The 17,616-nt window shown below is 33.7% G+C and carries 14 protein-coding genes; all 14 read right to left on the bottom strand.

From position 1 onward, the window contains the following. The 14 genes from R3L15_RS11525 to ruvA all read right to left on the bottom strand — a co-directional run bounded on the left by R3L15_RS11525 (position 1) and on the right by ruvA (position 17,573). Complete coding sequence (locus tag R3L15_RS11525) at positions 1 to 537, bottom strand: DUF420 domain-containing protein (RefSeq protein WP_338731837.1); 537 nt, start codon at positions 535 to 537, stop codon at positions 1 to 3. Continuing rightward, on the bottom strand, positions 530 to 1,276 hold the full coding sequence (locus R3L15_RS11530; protein WP_338731839.1) for an SCO family protein: 747 nt from the start codon (positions 1,274 to 1,276) through the stop codon (positions 530 to 532). Before R3L15_RS11530 ends, R3L15_RS11525 begins: the two co-directional genes overlap by 8 nt. A 4-nt stretch (positions 1,277 to 1,280) precedes the next feature. Beyond that, a complete protein-coding gene (locus tag R3L15_RS11535) occupies positions 1,281 to 1,979 on the bottom strand; it encodes a hypothetical protein (protein ID WP_338731840.1) in 699 nt (232 codons plus the stop codon). 59 nt (positions 1,980 to 2,038) lie between these two features. Further along, positions 2,039 to 2,419 carry a cytochrome C oxidase subunit IV family protein gene (locus R3L15_RS11540; protein ID WP_338731842.1) on the bottom strand — a complete coding sequence of 127 codons (381 nt, stop codon included), beginning with the start codon at positions 2,417 to 2,419 and terminating at the stop codon, positions 2,039 to 2,041. A 29-nt stretch (positions 2,420 to 2,448) separates the two neighbouring features. Then, positions 2,449 to 3,432 carry a cytochrome c oxidase subunit 3 gene (locus R3L15_RS11545; protein ID WP_338731844.1) on the bottom strand — a complete coding sequence of 328 codons (984 nt, stop codon included), beginning with the start codon at positions 3,430 to 3,432 and terminating at the stop codon, positions 2,449 to 2,451. A gap of 138 nt (positions 3,433 to 3,570) precedes the next feature. After that, positions 3,571 to 4,152, bottom strand: a complete 582-nt coding sequence (locus tag R3L15_RS11550; protein WP_338731846.1) for a cytochrome c oxidase subunit 3 — start codon at positions 4,150 to 4,152, stop codon at positions 3,571 to 3,573. Further along, positions 4,143 to 5,048, bottom strand: coding sequence for a heme o synthase (cyoE, locus tag R3L15_RS11555; protein ID WP_338731848.1), 906 nt, complete (start codon positions 5,046 to 5,048; stop codon positions 4,143 to 4,145). The genes R3L15_RS11550 and cyoE overlap by 10 nt, the downstream gene beginning before the upstream one ends. A gap of 59 nt (positions 5,049 to 5,107) precedes the next feature. After that, on the bottom strand, positions 5,108 to 7,219 hold the full coding sequence (locus tag R3L15_RS11560; protein ID WP_338731850.1) for a gliding motility protein RemB: 2,112 nt from the start codon (positions 7,217 to 7,219) through the stop codon (positions 5,108 to 5,110). Positions 7,220 to 7,329: 110 nt separating this feature from the next. Next, complete coding sequence (locus tag R3L15_RS11565; RefSeq protein ID WP_338731852.1) at positions 7,330 to 8,082, bottom strand: energy transducer TonB; 753 nt, start codon at positions 8,080 to 8,082, stop codon at positions 7,330 to 7,332. Positions 8,083 to 8,196: 114 nt separating this feature from the next. Then, positions 8,197 to 8,919, bottom strand: a complete 723-nt coding sequence (locus R3L15_RS11570) for an energy transducer TonB (protein WP_338731853.1) — start codon at positions 8,917 to 8,919, stop codon at positions 8,197 to 8,199. A gap of 67 nt (positions 8,920 to 8,986) precedes the next feature. Continuing rightward, positions 8,987 to 9,358 carry a VanZ family protein gene (locus R3L15_RS11575; RefSeq protein WP_338731854.1) on the bottom strand — a complete coding sequence of 124 codons (372 nt, stop codon included), beginning with the start codon at positions 9,356 to 9,358 and terminating at the stop codon, positions 8,987 to 8,989. Next, complete coding sequence (gene gcvH / locus R3L15_RS11580) at positions 9,351 to 9,731, bottom strand: glycine cleavage system protein GcvH (protein WP_338731855.1); 381 nt, start codon at positions 9,729 to 9,731, stop codon at positions 9,351 to 9,353. The genes R3L15_RS11575 and gcvH overlap by 8 nt, the downstream gene beginning before the upstream one ends. A gap of 67 nt (positions 9,732 to 9,798) precedes the next feature. Then, entirely contained in the window at positions 9,799 to 16,986 is a 7,188-nt protein-coding gene (gene sprA, locus R3L15_RS11585; protein WP_338731857.1) for a cell surface protein SprA, read from the bottom strand. Between the two features lie 5 nt (positions 16,987 to 16,991). Beyond that, positions 16,992 to 17,573, bottom strand: a complete 582-nt coding sequence (gene ruvA, locus R3L15_RS11590) for a Holliday junction branch migration protein RuvA (RefSeq protein WP_338731859.1) — start codon at positions 17,571 to 17,573, stop codon at positions 16,992 to 16,994. Positions 17,574 to 17,616: the final 43 nt, after the last annotated feature.

Consider the following 17,616-nt stretch of genomic DNA (forward strand, 5'->3'; position numbering starts at 1 on the left):
CTAGTTGTAATACGGTGATATCATAATATAAACCATAACACCTGAAATTGCAACATACAACCATAAAGGAAAAGTTATACGTGCTATTTTTTTATGCCTTTCAAAGTTTTTTGTAATAGCTCTTACATAGGTAATTAATACAAAAGGAATAATAATAATTGAAAGTAAGATATGGGTTATTAAAATGATATAATAAGTATATTTTAAAACCCCTTCGCCACCATATTTTGTAGAGTCGCTAGTCATATGATATGCCACATACATACCTAAAAAAGCTACTGAAAAAAAGATGGCTACTTTAATAAGTCGTTCATGCAGTAAAGGTTTTTTATTAATAATCGCCCAATAAGCCGAAATTAATAAAATTGCAGTTATAGCGTTTATAGAGGCATAAATGGGTGGCAAAAACGTTAACGGTTCAACATTGGGCAACTTTATACCAAACAAGGCTGCAACAGCTAATGGAATTACAACAGACAATACAACAATCCATTTGTTATATTTTTTTTCAGCGTCAAGGTTTTCTACATTACTCATTTAATAATTTTTTTATATCCTGTTTTAGCATGGTTATTTCTTCTTTTTGTCCATCATCATCAACTTGATCTTCAACACTTGTTACTCCTGAATAAAATATTTTAGGATTACCAAAGTTATCCATTCTAGAACGGATGTAACCGTTTTTATCTATTAAAGCAAAATTTCCTGAATGTTCAAAACCTCCTGCTACTTCTGGGTTTTCACCTGCATAAATATTAAATCCTGTATTGGCTAATTCATAAATAGCTTCTTTATCTCCTGTCATTAAATGCCAATTAGGGTTTGTAATACCATATTGTTTGGCGTAATCGTTTAACACTTCTGGTGTATCGTGGGTTGGGTTTATTGAAAACGATGCTATACCAAAATTGGTATACGATGTAAACGCATTTTGTATGTGTACTAAGTTTCTATTCATTTTAGGACATATTGTTGGGCATGTAGTGAAGAAAAACTCCACAACATATACTTTGCCTAAATAGTCGTTTTGCGTAATGGTATCGCCTTTATGGTTAACAAAACTAAAAGCTGGTACTTTTTTTCGTTTGCCATTAATTTCTAAAAACGCTAAGGCACTTTCATCTGAAAAATTATTATCCTGCTCTTGAGTCATTCTATCACTTCTAGTAATGTCGTTATTTTTAATTCTATCAACAATTTTAGGGATGAAAATGATACCGAAAACCAATATTATAAAAGCAATTCCTATGTAAGAATAATTTTGTTTTTTGCTCATGTTTTTACTTTAAATCGTTAGCTCTTCGTGTTGTGGAATCGAAATTTCCTTTGCGTTTTTGCCTATATTCTGTAAACAAAATACGTAAGTCTTCACTCATTTTATTTTTAAGTTCGGCAACTTCTATACAGTTGTATGATAATAACGGATAAACGTCTGCGTTTTTTGCAATCTCGCCATCGGTTCTATCGTCTAATCTTCCTCTTTGATTTTGTTCTTTATCTATTAAAAAAACCTGCTGTGAAGATAAATTCTCATCTAACCTTTTAGATGACCTTAAGCTACTGTACAATGTATTTATTTGTTGCTCGCTACCATAAACCAAATGCAAATATTCTAAGGGCTTATAACTCGCTATCTCTTTTTTAAGGTTTTCGCCTTGTTCTTCACTTCCTTTGGGTAATACAAATATAATTTGGAATGTTTTAAAGCCTTTAAATTTATCGTAAACCAATTCTTTAAGGTTAGACGCTTCAATAAGTTTTTCTTTTGGGTTACTACCTAAAAAGGCTAAAACCGTTAAATGATCTTTAATAAAAATTGGCTCCTTAGATACAAAGTTATTTATTTCTGAAATATTAGCTTTTACAACATCTAAAGCGTCATAATTATGCTTAGCAGGATATAGGAAAAGCAAAAACATGACTGGTAAAAAAAACAGTACACCTAGAACAATATACTTTTGAGAAGACTTTAGTTTCATAGGTACAAAAATAAAAAAAGGCGGTTTAAAAACCGCCTTTTAATATCTATTTAACTTAATTAAAAGTCTCTTGTGATAAATCCATTTTGGTAAACTCCTTGAATATATCCTCCTTCTTGAAGTAAAATAAAAACAAGGTAACATATTAAGAAAACTCCAGTCCAAACTACAGCTCTTCTTAGGCCTTTAGTTTCGTCTCTCATGTGCATGAAATCCCAAGTAATGTAATATGCTTTTACGATGGTTAAAATAATGAAAATCCAGTTTAAGATTTTCATTCCTATAATTTTTCCTTCTAAAGCTTCTGGTTTGTATATCCCTAAAACAACCTCGATTGCTGTTACGATAGATAGTAATATTAAAACACCCCAAATTTTCTGGGTATTGCTTTTAAATTTAATTAAACCTCGTAATATTTCTAATTTATGTGCGTCTGCCATGATGTATGCTTTATTTTAAATCTGATAAATTAAACTAAATAGAAGAACGTAAATACAAATACCCAAACTAAATCTACAAAGTGCCAGTAAAGACCTACTTTCTCAACCATTTCGTAGTTTTTTCTTCTTTCGTAAGTTCCTAAAATAACATTAAAGAAAATAATGATATTAATTACAACACCCGAGAATACGTGAAATCCGTGGAATCCTGTAATAAAGAAAAAGAAATCTGCGAATAGAGGCGATCCATATTCATTTACATGAAGATTAGCACCTTCTACAACAGCTTTTCCATTAGCTTTTAATTGCTTAATAGATTCTTCTCTGGAAAGCACTGTTTTCTTTCCGTCTTCTGTTAATTGCTGTGTGCGAATTACAATATTCTCATTAGCTTCAAAACCACTCACCACTTCTTCTAGTGTAAAGGTTGGTAACGACTCGTTATCTGTAAACCAGATACCGCTTTTACGCTGGTCTTCAACACGCGTTTTGTGTTCATTTACAATAGCAAAGTCTTTTAAAGCTACGCGATGACCTTCATTATCAACAAACTGTAAAATATTACCTCCTTTTGTTTGAATAGCTCCATAATCCCCTTTAATAAATGTTGCCCATTCCCACGCTTGAGAGCCAACGAAAATAATACCACCAATAATGGTAAGGAACATGTATATAGTTACTTTAGCTTTATTCATTTTATGTCCAGCATCTACAGCTAATACCATAGTTACCGAAGACATAATTAAAATAAAGGTCATGAATGCCACATAAATCATTGGCAATTCTTGCCCATGCAAAAACGGCACGTGAGTAAACACCTCGTCTGCAATTGGCCATGAGTCTATAAACTTAAATCTTGAAAATCCGTAGGCTGCTAAAAAAGCTGAAAACGTTAAGGCATCTGATAGGATAAAGAACCACATCATCATTTTACCATAACTTGCTTTTAATGGTTGATTTCCACCACCCCAAGTTTTACCTTCTGTTCCAGTATTTACAACTGTCGTGTCCATATAATTGGTTTAGTTATTAAAGTTGCACAAAAATAATCAATTTCTTCATCTAAAGAAATATGATTTTTCTAATTTTTGATTTGAAATCCTTTATACTCCTTAAAAGTTCTTGATGTTAACTATATTAAGCCCGTAAAATCAACTTATATAATTCAAGAACAAAAACAGAAATAACCAAAGAAAATCAACAAAATGCCAGTAAGTTGTAGATAATTCTACCCCTAATAAATTACTAGGCGAATACTTTTGTTTATAATGATTATAAATTACTACTAAAATTGATATTAGCCCAACAACAACGTGCAAGATGTGTACAAATGCTATAATATACACAAAACTCATTGTTACATTACTAGTGGGACCAGTAAATGCATACCCTAAATCTATAATTTGTTTAAAGCCTATTAATTGACTCCAAATAAAAACAATTCCTAAGAGAAGGGTTACCCATAATAACACTGTTGCTTGCGCGTTTTTATTATTCTTGATAGCACGTTTAGCTAACAAAAAGGTTATGCTACTTATTACGATTAATATGGTGCTCGTTATAAAAGCTTGTGGTAAACTAAAATCGTTTAACCAATCTGGTCTAGAACTACTAACAATAACGGCACTTGTTAATCCTGCAAAAGACATGGTTAAAGAGATAATTCCAAACCATAACATCATTTTTTTGGCTCTGTTATTTTTTTCCTGGTCAGTTCCTTGTGTTAAATCCATAAATGTCTTAAAAATTTATCTGCAACATAAACAACTTGCAACAAGGTTATATACAAAACACTAGCTAACATTAGTTGTTTCGCTGCATGAGACGTCATATTCTTAAATAGCTTAAAGGCATAATAAATCATAACAAAACCTAACAATCCTACTACCACAGCTGCTATTGGCGACAAGTAAAGTTTGCCTGTAAAACCAAACACAGGAATTAAAGACATAATAACTGTCCAGATAGTATACATAATGGTTTGTACTGCGGTACCTCTATCTCGTTTTCCGGTTGGCATCATATAAAAGCCACCTTTTTTATAATCGTCGTACAAGAACCATCCAATAGCCCAAAAGTGTGGAAATTGCCAAAAAAACTGAATAGCAAATAAGGTTCCTGGTTCTATACCAAAATCGTTAGTAGCAGCTACCCAACCTAACATAAAAGGTATGGCTCCTGGAATAGCTCCTACAAAAACAGATAAAGGCGTTTTAGTTTTTAAAGGTGTATAAACACTTGTATATAAAAAAATTGAAATCGCACCAAACATAGCTGTTTGTGGATTTATGGTATACAAAATACCTATTCCCAAAACAGTGAAAATAGCAGCTATTAAAAAGGCTGTATTTACCGACATTCTCCCCGCTGGAATAGGTCTGTTTTTAGTACGGTCCATTAAAGCATCTAAATCCTTTTCAATAATTTGATTAAAAGCATTAGAAGCTCCTACCATAAAATACCCACCAAGAGCTAAGAAAATAAGTGTTTTTGCAGAGACAGTTTCGGCGCCAAGTAAGTATCCTGCAATTGAAGAAAACACGACACTTAAAGACAACCCCATTTTGGTTATTTCTTTAAAGTCTGAAACGATACTATGTTGTTTTATTGAAGTTTCTATAACAGCCAAAGTTAATCTGTACTTAGTCGCCAAAATAGCGACTGCAAAGATACTTTGAAAAGTTTATATTACAAATCGAAATACCAATTAAAAAGACTTGTTCTTAAACCAAGATTAAACCAAACGGTGTTACTCTCGAAAGTTGTACTTGTTTGTGCATCAGGATTAAAATTTCTAAACGTTACATCGGCAAATAACTGTAGGTTTGATGACGGATTAACAACATACCCCGCTTGTAAATTTGCAAAAAGAGAGGTTGCTTTATTTCCTTGCCCTACTGTAATTCCGGTATCTGAAGGCCTGTCGTCATAACTTTGAAAAATATCGCCGCCATAACTATAATTATCGCTACCATCGTTAAAATCTAAACCTCGTTCGCCAAAAATAACTTTAGCATTAGCAAACCATCGTTTATAATGGTAGCGCCCTATTAACACCACTTCGCTTAAATTTGCTCCCCATAAATGCGCCATAGATTGATTGGCATGCCCATAATTTAAAGCAATTGTGTTGTGCGAATAGGTATACGGACGTATTCTATTATATTCGGCTTGCAGATATAGATTTTTAAGTTTGAAAGCATCGTAATATTTAACCCCTAATTGATAGCCGTATTTATTTTTCCAACTCTTTTCCCCTCCAGTAACATCGCTTGTCGAAAATTCATCTAACACAAATTGACCATAAACATTTACCTTATCACTAATTTTATATTTAGCAGACATTCCTAAAATAGCGTTTCCAGCATCTTGCCCAGTTTCAAACTCGATAGCTCGGTAAAAGATAATAGGATTAATGTAATTAATATCGAACGAACGGTTTTCGGTTTTAGCCCAAATAACCGATTCGAAAAACCCTATATTAAGTCGCTTGGTTGCATTCCAACTTAAAAAATGAGTTGCCATATATTTACTTAAATAGGCGCCATCATCATCTCTTACATCTGGTCTTACATCGCGCAACCACATCCATGTATTTGTGTATTTTATTTTCCAAAAATTAGTATTTAGCTTAAAGTATGTTGATGGACTTGCAACATCACTTGTAAATAACGATCGATAACCATCGCCTATAAAGTTTTTACCATGTCCTAACTGCACGTTAAAAAACTTAGCTGGCGAATAAGACAAATAGGCTTCGGCCACAGGATAATCAAAACCACGATCTTTAAAGGCTTTGGCAATACCTCTTCCCGGGACAATTCCAGCTTCGTCTGCTGCTTTTATCAACGTTGCATATTGATTGTAGTATTGTGCAAAACGCCCTTGACTTTCGTAAACTGCCGTAAAAAAGTTAAACTTTTTCCCTAAACCTCCTTGTACATATATACCTCTTGTATTGTTATAGGTGGAACTAAAATCGGCTTCGGTATCTTTACCAACTTCAAAATCGAAAATAGGATCTACCGTAAACCAATAATGTTTAGACTGGACTCTTACTAGATGTTCGTTCCATAATTTCCTTCCAAATAATGAAGATTTATCTTTAAGCAACGCCTCTTTTTCCGATTTAAAATCGTAATAATTAGCCACATCACTATACAATAATGGTTTAGATGCTGTGTGAGCATTTGTACCAACTAGGTTTACACTTTTATCAAATCTAGAGTAATAACTATGTGTAAACGGAATATTTAACTCGCTTGTTAACTCTTTTTGCGTGTAAGGCACTAGTTTTAAACCTACACTATCGTACTCTGTTTTGGCGGCTTCTTCTAGAGCTGTTAACTCATTACTTTTTCCGTTTACGCTATCTACAGAAATACTCTTCGCAGATATGGTTTGGTCTTGTAATGGAATTTTAATCACAACCGAATATTGCTTAAAAATAGGATTTCCATTATAAGTAGCGGGTTGTATTTTTGGTAATTTTGAAAATACGTTTTTAGTTTCTTCCTTTAACTCGTCGTAAATAGCATCAACATAAATCACACGAAAAGCGCCTTCTTTATCAACTTCAAACAGAACGGCTACATTGCCTTTATAATCATCTTTTACAATATCTGGAACTTGAAATGTTTTAAAAATGTGACTAAAAATCTGGTTATCGAAACAGGTTTTAAAGTTTTCAACGGATTCATTTTCGCACTCTGGAAAGACTGGAGGTTTCTCATAAAATTGGGATTGTGCTAATGAAGAAAAACCGCATAACATCAATAACAGAAGACCATATAATTTCATATGAAAAAGATAGATTTATTCGACTTGAAAGATACTATTTTTTTAATAATGACTACAAAAAAAAGCCACCGCATCGCAACAGTGACTTTTAAAAATTAAAAAATATCATATTAGTTTTGAACCTGAAACATAATGGGCAAACCATAAACAACATCTACTGCTTTTTTATCTTGCTTTCCTGGTTGCATATTAGGTAGTTTACCAATAACACGTTTTGCCTCATTGTCTAGCTGTTTATAAGGTGATCGCGCTTTAATATCGGTTACCTCGCCATTTTTATCTACTTTAAACATTACATTAATACGTTGCAACCCACTTAACCCTAAATCTGAAGCGATATCGGTATCGAATTTTCTTTTAATATGTTTTGAGATTTTTTCTGACATGCATTTAATGCGCGCTTTATTAGAAGTTTCATCTTCGCAACCAGGAAAAACAGGTACTTGCTCAACAGCCATAATACTTACTGGAGGTAAATCGTCCGGTTTTTTCTCTACTACAATACTTCCTGGATCGGCAACAGGCTCGTTAGTTACTGGCTCTGTTACAATATCTGGTGTTACTTCACCTTCATCGTCATCATCAGAAATTTTGGGGTCTTTAAAAACTGTTGGTTTTTTCTTCTTTTCCTTAACCTCTTCTTGATATATTTTTACCTGCTTGTCGAATACATAAATATCGTCTTCTTCTAAGTTTGTTAATACTTGTGGCGCATAGTCTTTAGATTCAAACTTCATTTCTAATAACCCATAGGTTATCAGCAAACAGATAATTAACCCAACTTGAAAGTACAAGGTTGAGTTTTTTTGAATAGATAGTCCTTCTTTCTTTAAACTTCTTTGGTTTTTCTTTGGTGTTCTCATAATAATGATGTTTAAATGTTAATATTTTCATAATTCACAATAAACGTACCAAACAAAAAATCCCGACACTTTTAAAAAAGTATCGGGATTAAAATATTTTAAAAACTATTTCTTTTAGTCTTGTACTTGGAATAAAATTGGCAGTGAGTAAGGTACTGTTACAGCTTTACCACGTTGCATTCCTGGTTTCATTTTTGGTAAAGATTTCACAACACTTTCCGCTTCTTGTTTTAATTTCGGGTGTGGTGCTCTTGCTCTTACGCCAACAATGTTACCTGTTTTATCAATTTTAAACATTACAATAATACGTTGTCTTCCTGAAAGGCCTAAGTCACTTGCTAAATCTGTATCAAACTTTCTTACAACAAACTTTTGTATTCTTTCGGACATACATTTTTTCTTAGCGTTGTTTCCTTTCTCGTTTTCACATCCCGGGAAAACTGGTACATTTTCAATTACAGCAAAAGGAACTTCTACATCTTCTTCTACTTCTTCTACTTCAATTTCTTCAACCTCAACAATTTCTTCTTCTTGACTTGTTTCGGTAGACTCGATAACAGTTTCTTCCACTTCTTCCTCATCTTCAACAACTTCAATTACTTCTGGCGCTGCTGGTGGCGGTGGCGGTGGCGGTGGTGTCTGGATCTGTTCTGTAATTGGAATTTCTTCTTCCAATTCTTCTTCCATATCCAATTTACCAATATCTATTACTTCTTTATCGTAGGTTTTGTAGTTAATCGCATAGTTTGTTAAGAATAACATTAATGCTAAACCTACGGCAAAATAAAGGGAACTGTTACGTCCTACGTTTGCTTTCGAATTTTTCTTAGGTTCCATAATTGTTGTTTTTCCTGATTGCTAAAATAACCATTTATTTGGTAAAAAAGCAAGTGATTATATTTTTTTAACGTTGCCCAATTTTTGACTTTGATAGTACAAAAACTGTAAATAAAACACCTAAAGTGTTTGATAAAATATCCCAAAAGTCGAAACTTCTAGTACTTGTAAGTGTCATTTGTAATACCTCAATTATTATACCAAAAATTATTGAGAATAGTAATGACGACCTGATAGCTTTTTGTTTTAACATTTTAAGGTGAAAGATAAAGGCTCTCATCCATAAAAAAGTTAGCAAGGCGTAAGCTAAAAAATGAAATATTTTATCGCTAAATGATGGTGCAATATCTGACACCTTATTAAAGTCTATACTTATTAAGCAAGCCAAAGTCAATACTACGGTATAGGCAATTGCAATAAGTAGACTGTGCTTAGCCACCTATAATATCTTTGTACTGGTCTACTGTAAGTAAATCGCTTACTTGAGCATCGTCAGAGATTTTTAGTTTAATCATCCAACCGTCGCCGTAAGGGTCTGTATTTACTTTTTCTGGTTCATCTTCAAGGTTTTCGTTAAACTCGATGATTTCTCCAGATAATGGTAAATAAAGGTCTGATACTGTTTTAACAGCTTCTACTGTACCAAAAACTTCTTCAGCATCTAAAGTTTCATCTACGGTTTCTACCTCTACGTAAACAATATCTCCTAATTCGCTTTGTGCAAAATCGGTAATACCAATGGTAGCAACATCGCCTTCTATTTTAACCCATTCGTGATCTTTTGTGTATTTTAAGTCTGCTGGAATATTCATTTTGATATAATTATTTTATGTTTTGGCAAATGTATTTATTCAATTTATAATTTCAAACAAGTTAGGGCTAATTCCCAAAATTATATCGTAATGTAATTCCTGCTCGTATACTTGTTTGTGGAAAAGCTGTTGAAATAGCATATTCTGAAAACGCATAATCAAAATAGAAAATACCTGTTAAGTTTTTACTAAACGAATAATCTGCTGTGAATTTAGCCGACCACATGGTTTGCCCGGAGGTAACTTGATTATTATCTAAATCTAGATACCTTATAATGGTTTTGTTATCTCTTAATGAGATATCGGCTTTCATGTTTAAATCGCTAACAATCATTCTTCTTGGCCCTGCTAGTTTTGATTTTATGCGAACATCTTTAACCCTATACCCTAATCCTAGAATGTATTCCATACCTTGAATTTCGGTCATTAAATTGTTGTCAAAACTTAGCGACAACATTCTGTCTTTCTTTAACTCGGCTAGTATTTTTATGGAGTTTTTCATTTCCATATCAATTCGTACTAACGGACTAAACATTTCGGTTAAACTAATATTACTATAAAGGGTTTTATTTCTAAAGTTTCCACCTTGATCTAGTTCTTCTGGGTTTTGATCGTTATAGTTTAAGTTTGTTCTAAATTGATTTATTGTGTAGTTGGAACGATAGCCGTGTGTTAATGAGAAGCGTTTAAAACGTTCTTTAAACCATTTCATCTTCATTAACCCTGTGTACTTAATATCCCAGTTAGGAATTGGCATATCTCTAAAAGCTCCTAAACTTATTTTCCCGGCATCTTTTCCTGTGTATGCTGATAGAAAAGAGGGTAATAAAACCGATTGATTATTCTTACCAAAACCAACAGGATATCCTTCGGCGTCTCTTGGGAAGCTTGAACTACCATAGTGTTTTTCTGCTAATCTATTGGCGATTTCAATTCTGTTATTTCTAAACGTTTCAAAAGCTTCAGATTCGTTTTCATCGCTTTTACCAAATGCCGTTGCAATTAACATTGTAGAAATATTAAAGTTTCCAAAGGTATTTGGGGTAAGCGATTGGTACTCTAAATCGCCGTTAATATTATCTACACGATAATTTTCGGTATAATTCTCGGCCATTATTCGATTTCCTACTAAATCGATTTTTAAATCATCAAACGGTTCTAAATTCGCTGAAAAATCTAGTTGTTTATTACGGTTAATGGTGTATTGCTCATTAAATTCTGGATACATCGTTAACCAACCGTTTCTTGCTGCTAATTGCCTTATATCTCTCTGGCTACCAAAAGTAAATCCTACTGTAGGTTTTAATGTTCCTATAAATCCAGGTGTTCTTAAATACCCTGGTAAATAGGTTCCGTTTGTTTGCGCATAATTTACTTGTACACGTTTTAAACTTGTAAGAAGTCCTATACCAAAGTTTAACAGTCCTTGACCTCCTTTTTTAGATTTAACCTCATCTTCTTTCTGGCCATCAACCTTTGCTGGTGGTGCGCCGCCAGGTCGCCTTCTTATGGTATTCCTACTAGACGTACGTTTCTTTTTTAGGCCTATATAATTATAGAACCTATTCATATTTAAAGAGGTGTTTATATTATGTTGATTGGCGTTAGAAATGGAGTTTCCTAAGTTATAGGATTGCCCATTTAAATCAATATCTCCTAATAAATCGGAACCTTTTTGCCACTGGAATTCTCCGCTATAAGAATATGTGGCATCAATAAAACTAAAGGTTGGTATTTTATTTATTGGTATATCGTAATTTATACCTAATTGTTGGTATTGCCTGTTAGGGTCTCCAAAATCGAAAAAGCCATCCCAAACATCTAATGATGGGTCTTGCTCGCCATTAATAATATCATTTTTAAAATAGTTTCTAACAATATTATTATTTGATGCTGTAAAATTAACTTGAAGCGACTTGGTAAGATTATAATTTATGGTGTATTGATAATCGAAAGTATAGTTTCTTCTATAAAATTCTTCTAAACCTATATTACCACCAGTTAAATCGACATCTCTAAATTTTTGTTTATTAAAGCTTCTATTAATATCTGTATTCACCGTAAAGCTTGAAGGCAACGGATTAATATTAAAGTCTTTTAAGATTTTCCAATATTCGCCATTAAACAAGGAATCGTTTTTCTTGAATGGTTCTATAGAAACAGGCTCGAAATTATACGCATAATTAACGCCAGCTCTTACGGTTTGGTCTATGGAGTTTTCTATTTCAAAATCGCGATGTTTCACCTTGTTATAAGAATAATTAAAAGTTAGGTTTTCAACATCGTAAAAATGTGGTTTAGAGTCGCCTGTTTTTATTTTTCTAACCCCAATAAAATTAATACTTCGGCGTTTGGTATAATTTTCTGATTGTTCTCGAATTCTATCTTTTTCGGTATCGGTATCGGCTGCATCTATACGCGATTCTAACGTTAAATCTTTATAAAACTGATCGTATTTTGGCGTGATAAGCTCCTCTCCTTGGCCATAATTAAATGGTATTTGTAAGCCCCATTTTTTAGGAAATAATTGCCCAACATTCACATTAGTAACCACGTCGTATTGCACAACATCTTCTCGGCTTCTTTCGTTTGGACCTTGCTCTAGAGAGCCAAATCCGGTTGTACTTTTTCTACCTGTGGCGCTTACGTTGGCAAAATCTGCAATATTTGAATCTAGACTTACCACAGCAGCCCAACCACCTTCGTTATCCATATCGGATAAACGGAGCTCATTAAACCATAATTTGGCACATTTATCTGTTGTTGATCGGTTTTTAACACCTACCATTAATGTTCTAATATCGCCAAAGTTCGGATTTCCTTTTATTCCTATTCTATGAAATCCATTTCTATTTGATGATGCTGGTAAATCGGCATATTCGGCTACTGGATTACTACTTAATGAGCCGCCATTAACATCATAAAATATAGGATCGGGATTACTTAAAGCTCCATTACTTATGGCTTCTGATTTAATGTCTTGCAGTAAAGATAATGCCAAATTTATTTCGTTTTCTTCTGGCCATAGTGCTTCTCTTGTGGTGCCTATACTTACCTTTAAAGGTACTTCTATTTGGTAATAGTTTTGGGTTAAATCGTTACCCATACGTATAAAACCTACTAAGTCATCATCGTTTAAGCCAGAAAGCTCACCTTCTTCGGCATGCATAAACATCCTTAGTTTTTTATATTGACGCATGTCTACGTTTATGTTTTTGAATACCGCTCTTGCATCGTGCGATTCTAAATCACAAACATTAACCACTAAAGATTGTTCGTTTTGACGTACTACTGTGTTGTTATTAAATAATTCTTCTGGATCGACTCCTGGAGGCGATTGGTAACTTCCTTCATTTTCTATGGTACTTACAACACCAACACTAAACTCGGTAGTATCATCGTCAGGATCGCCTTCATCTTCATCTAGTGTTTGGGTGTATCGTCTCCAATCGCTACGTACTAAATCTAAAGTACCAAAACGGAATACTGTGGTTTCAGAGAATTCTTTTAAAAACATTCTCACAAAACGAATAGATCTTAAATCACTTATACCTCCTATAGCTTCTGTATATTCTGAAACAGGTATTCTAAATTGAATCCATCTTGGTGTTGCTGTTTGCCCATTAGGTAAATTTCTTATTTGCCCTTCCTTAATATCGGCAATTAATGGGTTGTTGGTGTTTAATGTAGCTGGAGTTAACTCTACTTCATATTGATAGTAACTATCTATGGTATTCATGGTATTATCCCTATTTACATCTTCAACATCAGGCTGGGTTGTATTACCTCGGTTAGTATCTGAAAAAGTATCAGGTGAATTTCCATCTACCCCATTATATTGTTTATAGCGTTCAAAGATATCTCCACTAGTGTTTAAGAAATACGTATAATTATCTCTTGCGGGGTCATTTAAACCGGCATAATCTGTGAAAATTTGTTGCTCTTCATTATCACTATACCCATCGTATCCAACATCTTGATTTGTTCGTTCCTGTCCTGTAGTATCGAAAGCATAAATTAAAGACTGGTTTTGAGGATAAACCGTTTCCCATGATGGCGATGTTGGTAATACACCTATCACATTACCATCTTGAGGCAAACCATTTTCGTATAATTTCCTCCCGTCTTTTACAATATCTTCTGAAATGTTTCCTAAGTTAAAAACTAGTTTCCCTCCTGTGTTTGCTTGGTTTTCCTGAAAAGGATCTTGTAACCAAAACTCAATATATTCTACATTGGCTTGTTCAAAATCGGTAGATGTTAAGGCTCTCGTAATTCCTGCCCAACTATCTTCTGGAGCTGTTAATGTATTATTTGGTATATCAACATTGGTTGTTTGAAAGTTATACGGCCCACGTTCTTCGGGATAATAAACTAAATCCAAAGTATTAATTACCGCACTTTGCCCTTGTGCTATATCTTGTTGTGGGAATAATTCTTCGCTAAATACACGACTTGTAAATAGGTTTGAAATATCGTCATCTGATATATCGTCGGGCTTTCTATTTCCATAAAAAATAGGATCGATATTATACCAGTTTAACAACGCTCTATTATACCCTTGTTCAATGCCATTGGCATCGTCGTTATTATTATTAATACCTTTTGGTCTACTTGATAAAAACCAAGATTGTGGCGACTTTAAATCGATGGCATTTTGCGAGCCTTCAAAATCATCAACATAAGATGTTGCTTCGCCATTAAAATCGGTTCCTTTTGGCGCACCCGGTAATAAATAAGCAAATTCTCCTCTTACTGAAAGATTTGATGGTGCATCGGTATCTATATTTGGCAATTTATTTACCATTCTAGTTAAAAATGGCACTTCGGTTGAATAGTTCCCATTTAAACCAAAGATGTGATTATTTATGGGCTCTTGACTATAATTTGCCTTTTGTGTAATAGGTCTTTCGTTTAAGTTTAACCAAGTAGCGCCTAACACAAAGTTTTCATTAAACTTATGCTCTACATTAATTCCTGTAAAACGCTTGGTTTGCTGACCGAAAACTGCATTATTTTCTGTAGAAACCTGTATTGGTGTGTTGGATGCTTTTAGGGCTTCATCTAAAATTTGAACTGTTCCTAACTGATAATTCACCGTGTAATCTACACCTTCTACTAACTTTCGACCTCCTGCAGTAACCGTTACAGAACCTCTTGGAACATTGAACGCCCCGATAGGAATACCATCGCCGCCAGAGGATTTATAACGTCCTTTTAATAAGAATTTATTTTTTTCGGCTTCTTCTAATGCTGCTGTTTTGGTTTCCTTATAAAGGATATCGTAAACATATTTGGTTTGATTATCGTTATAAGAAGCATCGTTGTTATAATCTTCACTTGCAGAAATGGACAGTTTATCAAATAAATACTCTCCAAAAGGCTCTACTGTTGTAAAAATAATTTTTCCGTTTTGCGGTAAAACTGTTAATCCAGGAACAAAATCGAAGAACCCATCACCATTAGCCTGCGGGTCGTTATTAAAGTTTAAGCGATCTAAGTGAAACAGCTTTAACAACGTTGTTTCTTGTATTGCATTCCCATTAAAGGTAGGGAAAGGCGTGCCATCAACGGGTGTTATAAAGTTTAATGGTGATGCTTCGTTATAAAAGACATTCAGCTTAAAATCATCTTGACTTAGTTGATATGCGCCTGTATCGTAAATGTTTTTCATCATTAAATCCCAAATAGGCTGATCGACATTGGTTATAGGACTTTTAAGCATTTTTAGCACCAAACTATTATTGGTTACCATAGTAACAGCAGAGGTATCATCAACTGTGGTAGCATCTACACCATCGTTAGCAAATTCTCCTACTTGGTAAACTTGCCCACCAACAGTATATTGATAGGCTACGGCTAAAATCTCGTCGTTGGTTAATCTTTGATTTAAAGAGATATATCCTAATTGTGGGTTTAAAGTATACTCTTGACCTTCTCGTAACTTTCTTGCATTTTCTAATTTACCATAGTCGGAACCTTCATTAACTACCGATGACAACGCACCAAACCCTTGCTGTGCTGTAGCTATATCGCGAATGGCATCGGTTAATACTGAACCTGTACCAATGGCAGTAGGATCATAATCATTGTTTCCGTTATCTGGAAAAGCGTTTGGTCCAGCATTGATAAATCCTCCTGGAATAGATTGTAGATATAAATTATTGGCATTTGGATCTGGGTTAGACTCCCCTAAATCCTGTAAGGCTACAATATTTCTAACATTTTCAGTAGAATTATTTCTATTGGTTATCCAAACTTCAATTCTTGTAATTTGAATATTGTTATTAATGTAGGGATAGTTTTCTAAGGCTCTATCGTAATTATCTCTAAAATAATGGCCTAAGAAAAAGTGACGATTTTCATCGTAATCTCTAGCATAAAACTCAAAATCTTCTACAGTTCCACCGCCTTGAGCGACTACGGTTCTAGTATCTGATCTTTGCTCAGAAAACACTCCTGTAATGGTTGTTTTTCCAAATTGCAGTTGTGTTTTAACCCCAAATAAACTTTGCGCTCCTGAAATAAGTGAACTATTAAGCGGCATGTTTACGTTACCGACTTCTATTTTTTGAATGATATCATCTTCTGTTGGGGTGTATTCTAATTTAATTAAGTTTTGAAAATCGAAAGTAGACTCGGTATCGTAATTTGCTGTTACTTGTAGCCTTGTTCCTACTTTACCCAAAAGACTTAAACTAATTCTTTGATCAAAATCAAACGAAAAATTCCTTCTATTTCTAGGTGAAAATGTAGGGTTATCTTGTTTGGCAAATAATACGCCTAAATCTATTTCAACAGAACCTTGAGGCACCACATTAATGGTATTACCCCCAAAAATGGTTTCGAAAAAACCTGATCTTACATAAAATTCTGGTAATAAGTTTTTTTGTTCTTCTTCAGCGCCTTCTTTTTTACCATCGTAAGCATCAATTTTTTGTTTGTAATATTCTTTAAGGCTTTCTTTTAATATAAAATCTTGATACTCTTCTGGTGTAAGGATAATGGGGTAATTAATATTAAAATCACCCACCGATTCGGTATAAATATATCTATCTGTTAAAGGGTCGTAAGTATATTTAGACTCTATACTATTGGGGTTTGGCATGGTCATTTCCCCTAATGAATACCCTGTTTTTGTACTATCTTGTGCTGTTGGGTTTTGTTGCGCTATGGCAAATAAACTGCAAAAGAAAGCCAAACTAAATACAATATGCCGCCTTACTGATTGATTAGTATAGTTAGTTGTCCTCAAATCTTTTATAAGTTTTTTAAAGCCTCTTTTATCAAGAATTCAACGTCTGCTTCTGGCATACTTTTTAATATTTTATCTAGCATACGATTAGCTTGTTTTTTGTTGAACCCAAGAACTTCTAAAGCAGATAACGCTTCATCTTTGTTTGTATTGCTTTTTTGAGGTGAAAGTTCGTCAATATCATAAACTTTCAAAATTTTATCTTTCAAGTCCAAAATAACTCGTTGAGCGGTTTTAGCACCAATACCTTTTATAGATTGAATTAAAGCAACATCCTCTTGAGCAATCCCTTCTCTAACCTGTTTTGGTGTTAAAGAAGACAACATGGTTCTTGCTGTGCTGGTTCCTACACCACTAACCGAAATTAATAATCTAAACACTTCACGCTCTGCTAAAGTAGTAAAACCAAATAGGGTATGCGAGTCTTCCTTAACTTGAAGGTGTGTATAAAGCTTTATATGCTCCTTATCAGGAATCTGAGAAAATGTATTTAAAGAAATATTTAGTAAATAGCCAACGCCATTACAATCTACAACAATATCTGTTGGATTCTTTTCAACAAGTCTTCCTTGTATATGTGTAATCATTAATTAATCCTTAAAACCTCTCAAATGTAATAAAATTATTCAC

Origin of the sequence: Mangrovimonas cancribranchiae (assembly GCF_037126245.1) — a bacterium.
Taxonomy (GTDB): Bacteria; Bacteroidota; Bacteroidia; order Flavobacteriales; family Flavobacteriaceae; genus Mangrovimonas; species Mangrovimonas cancribranchiae.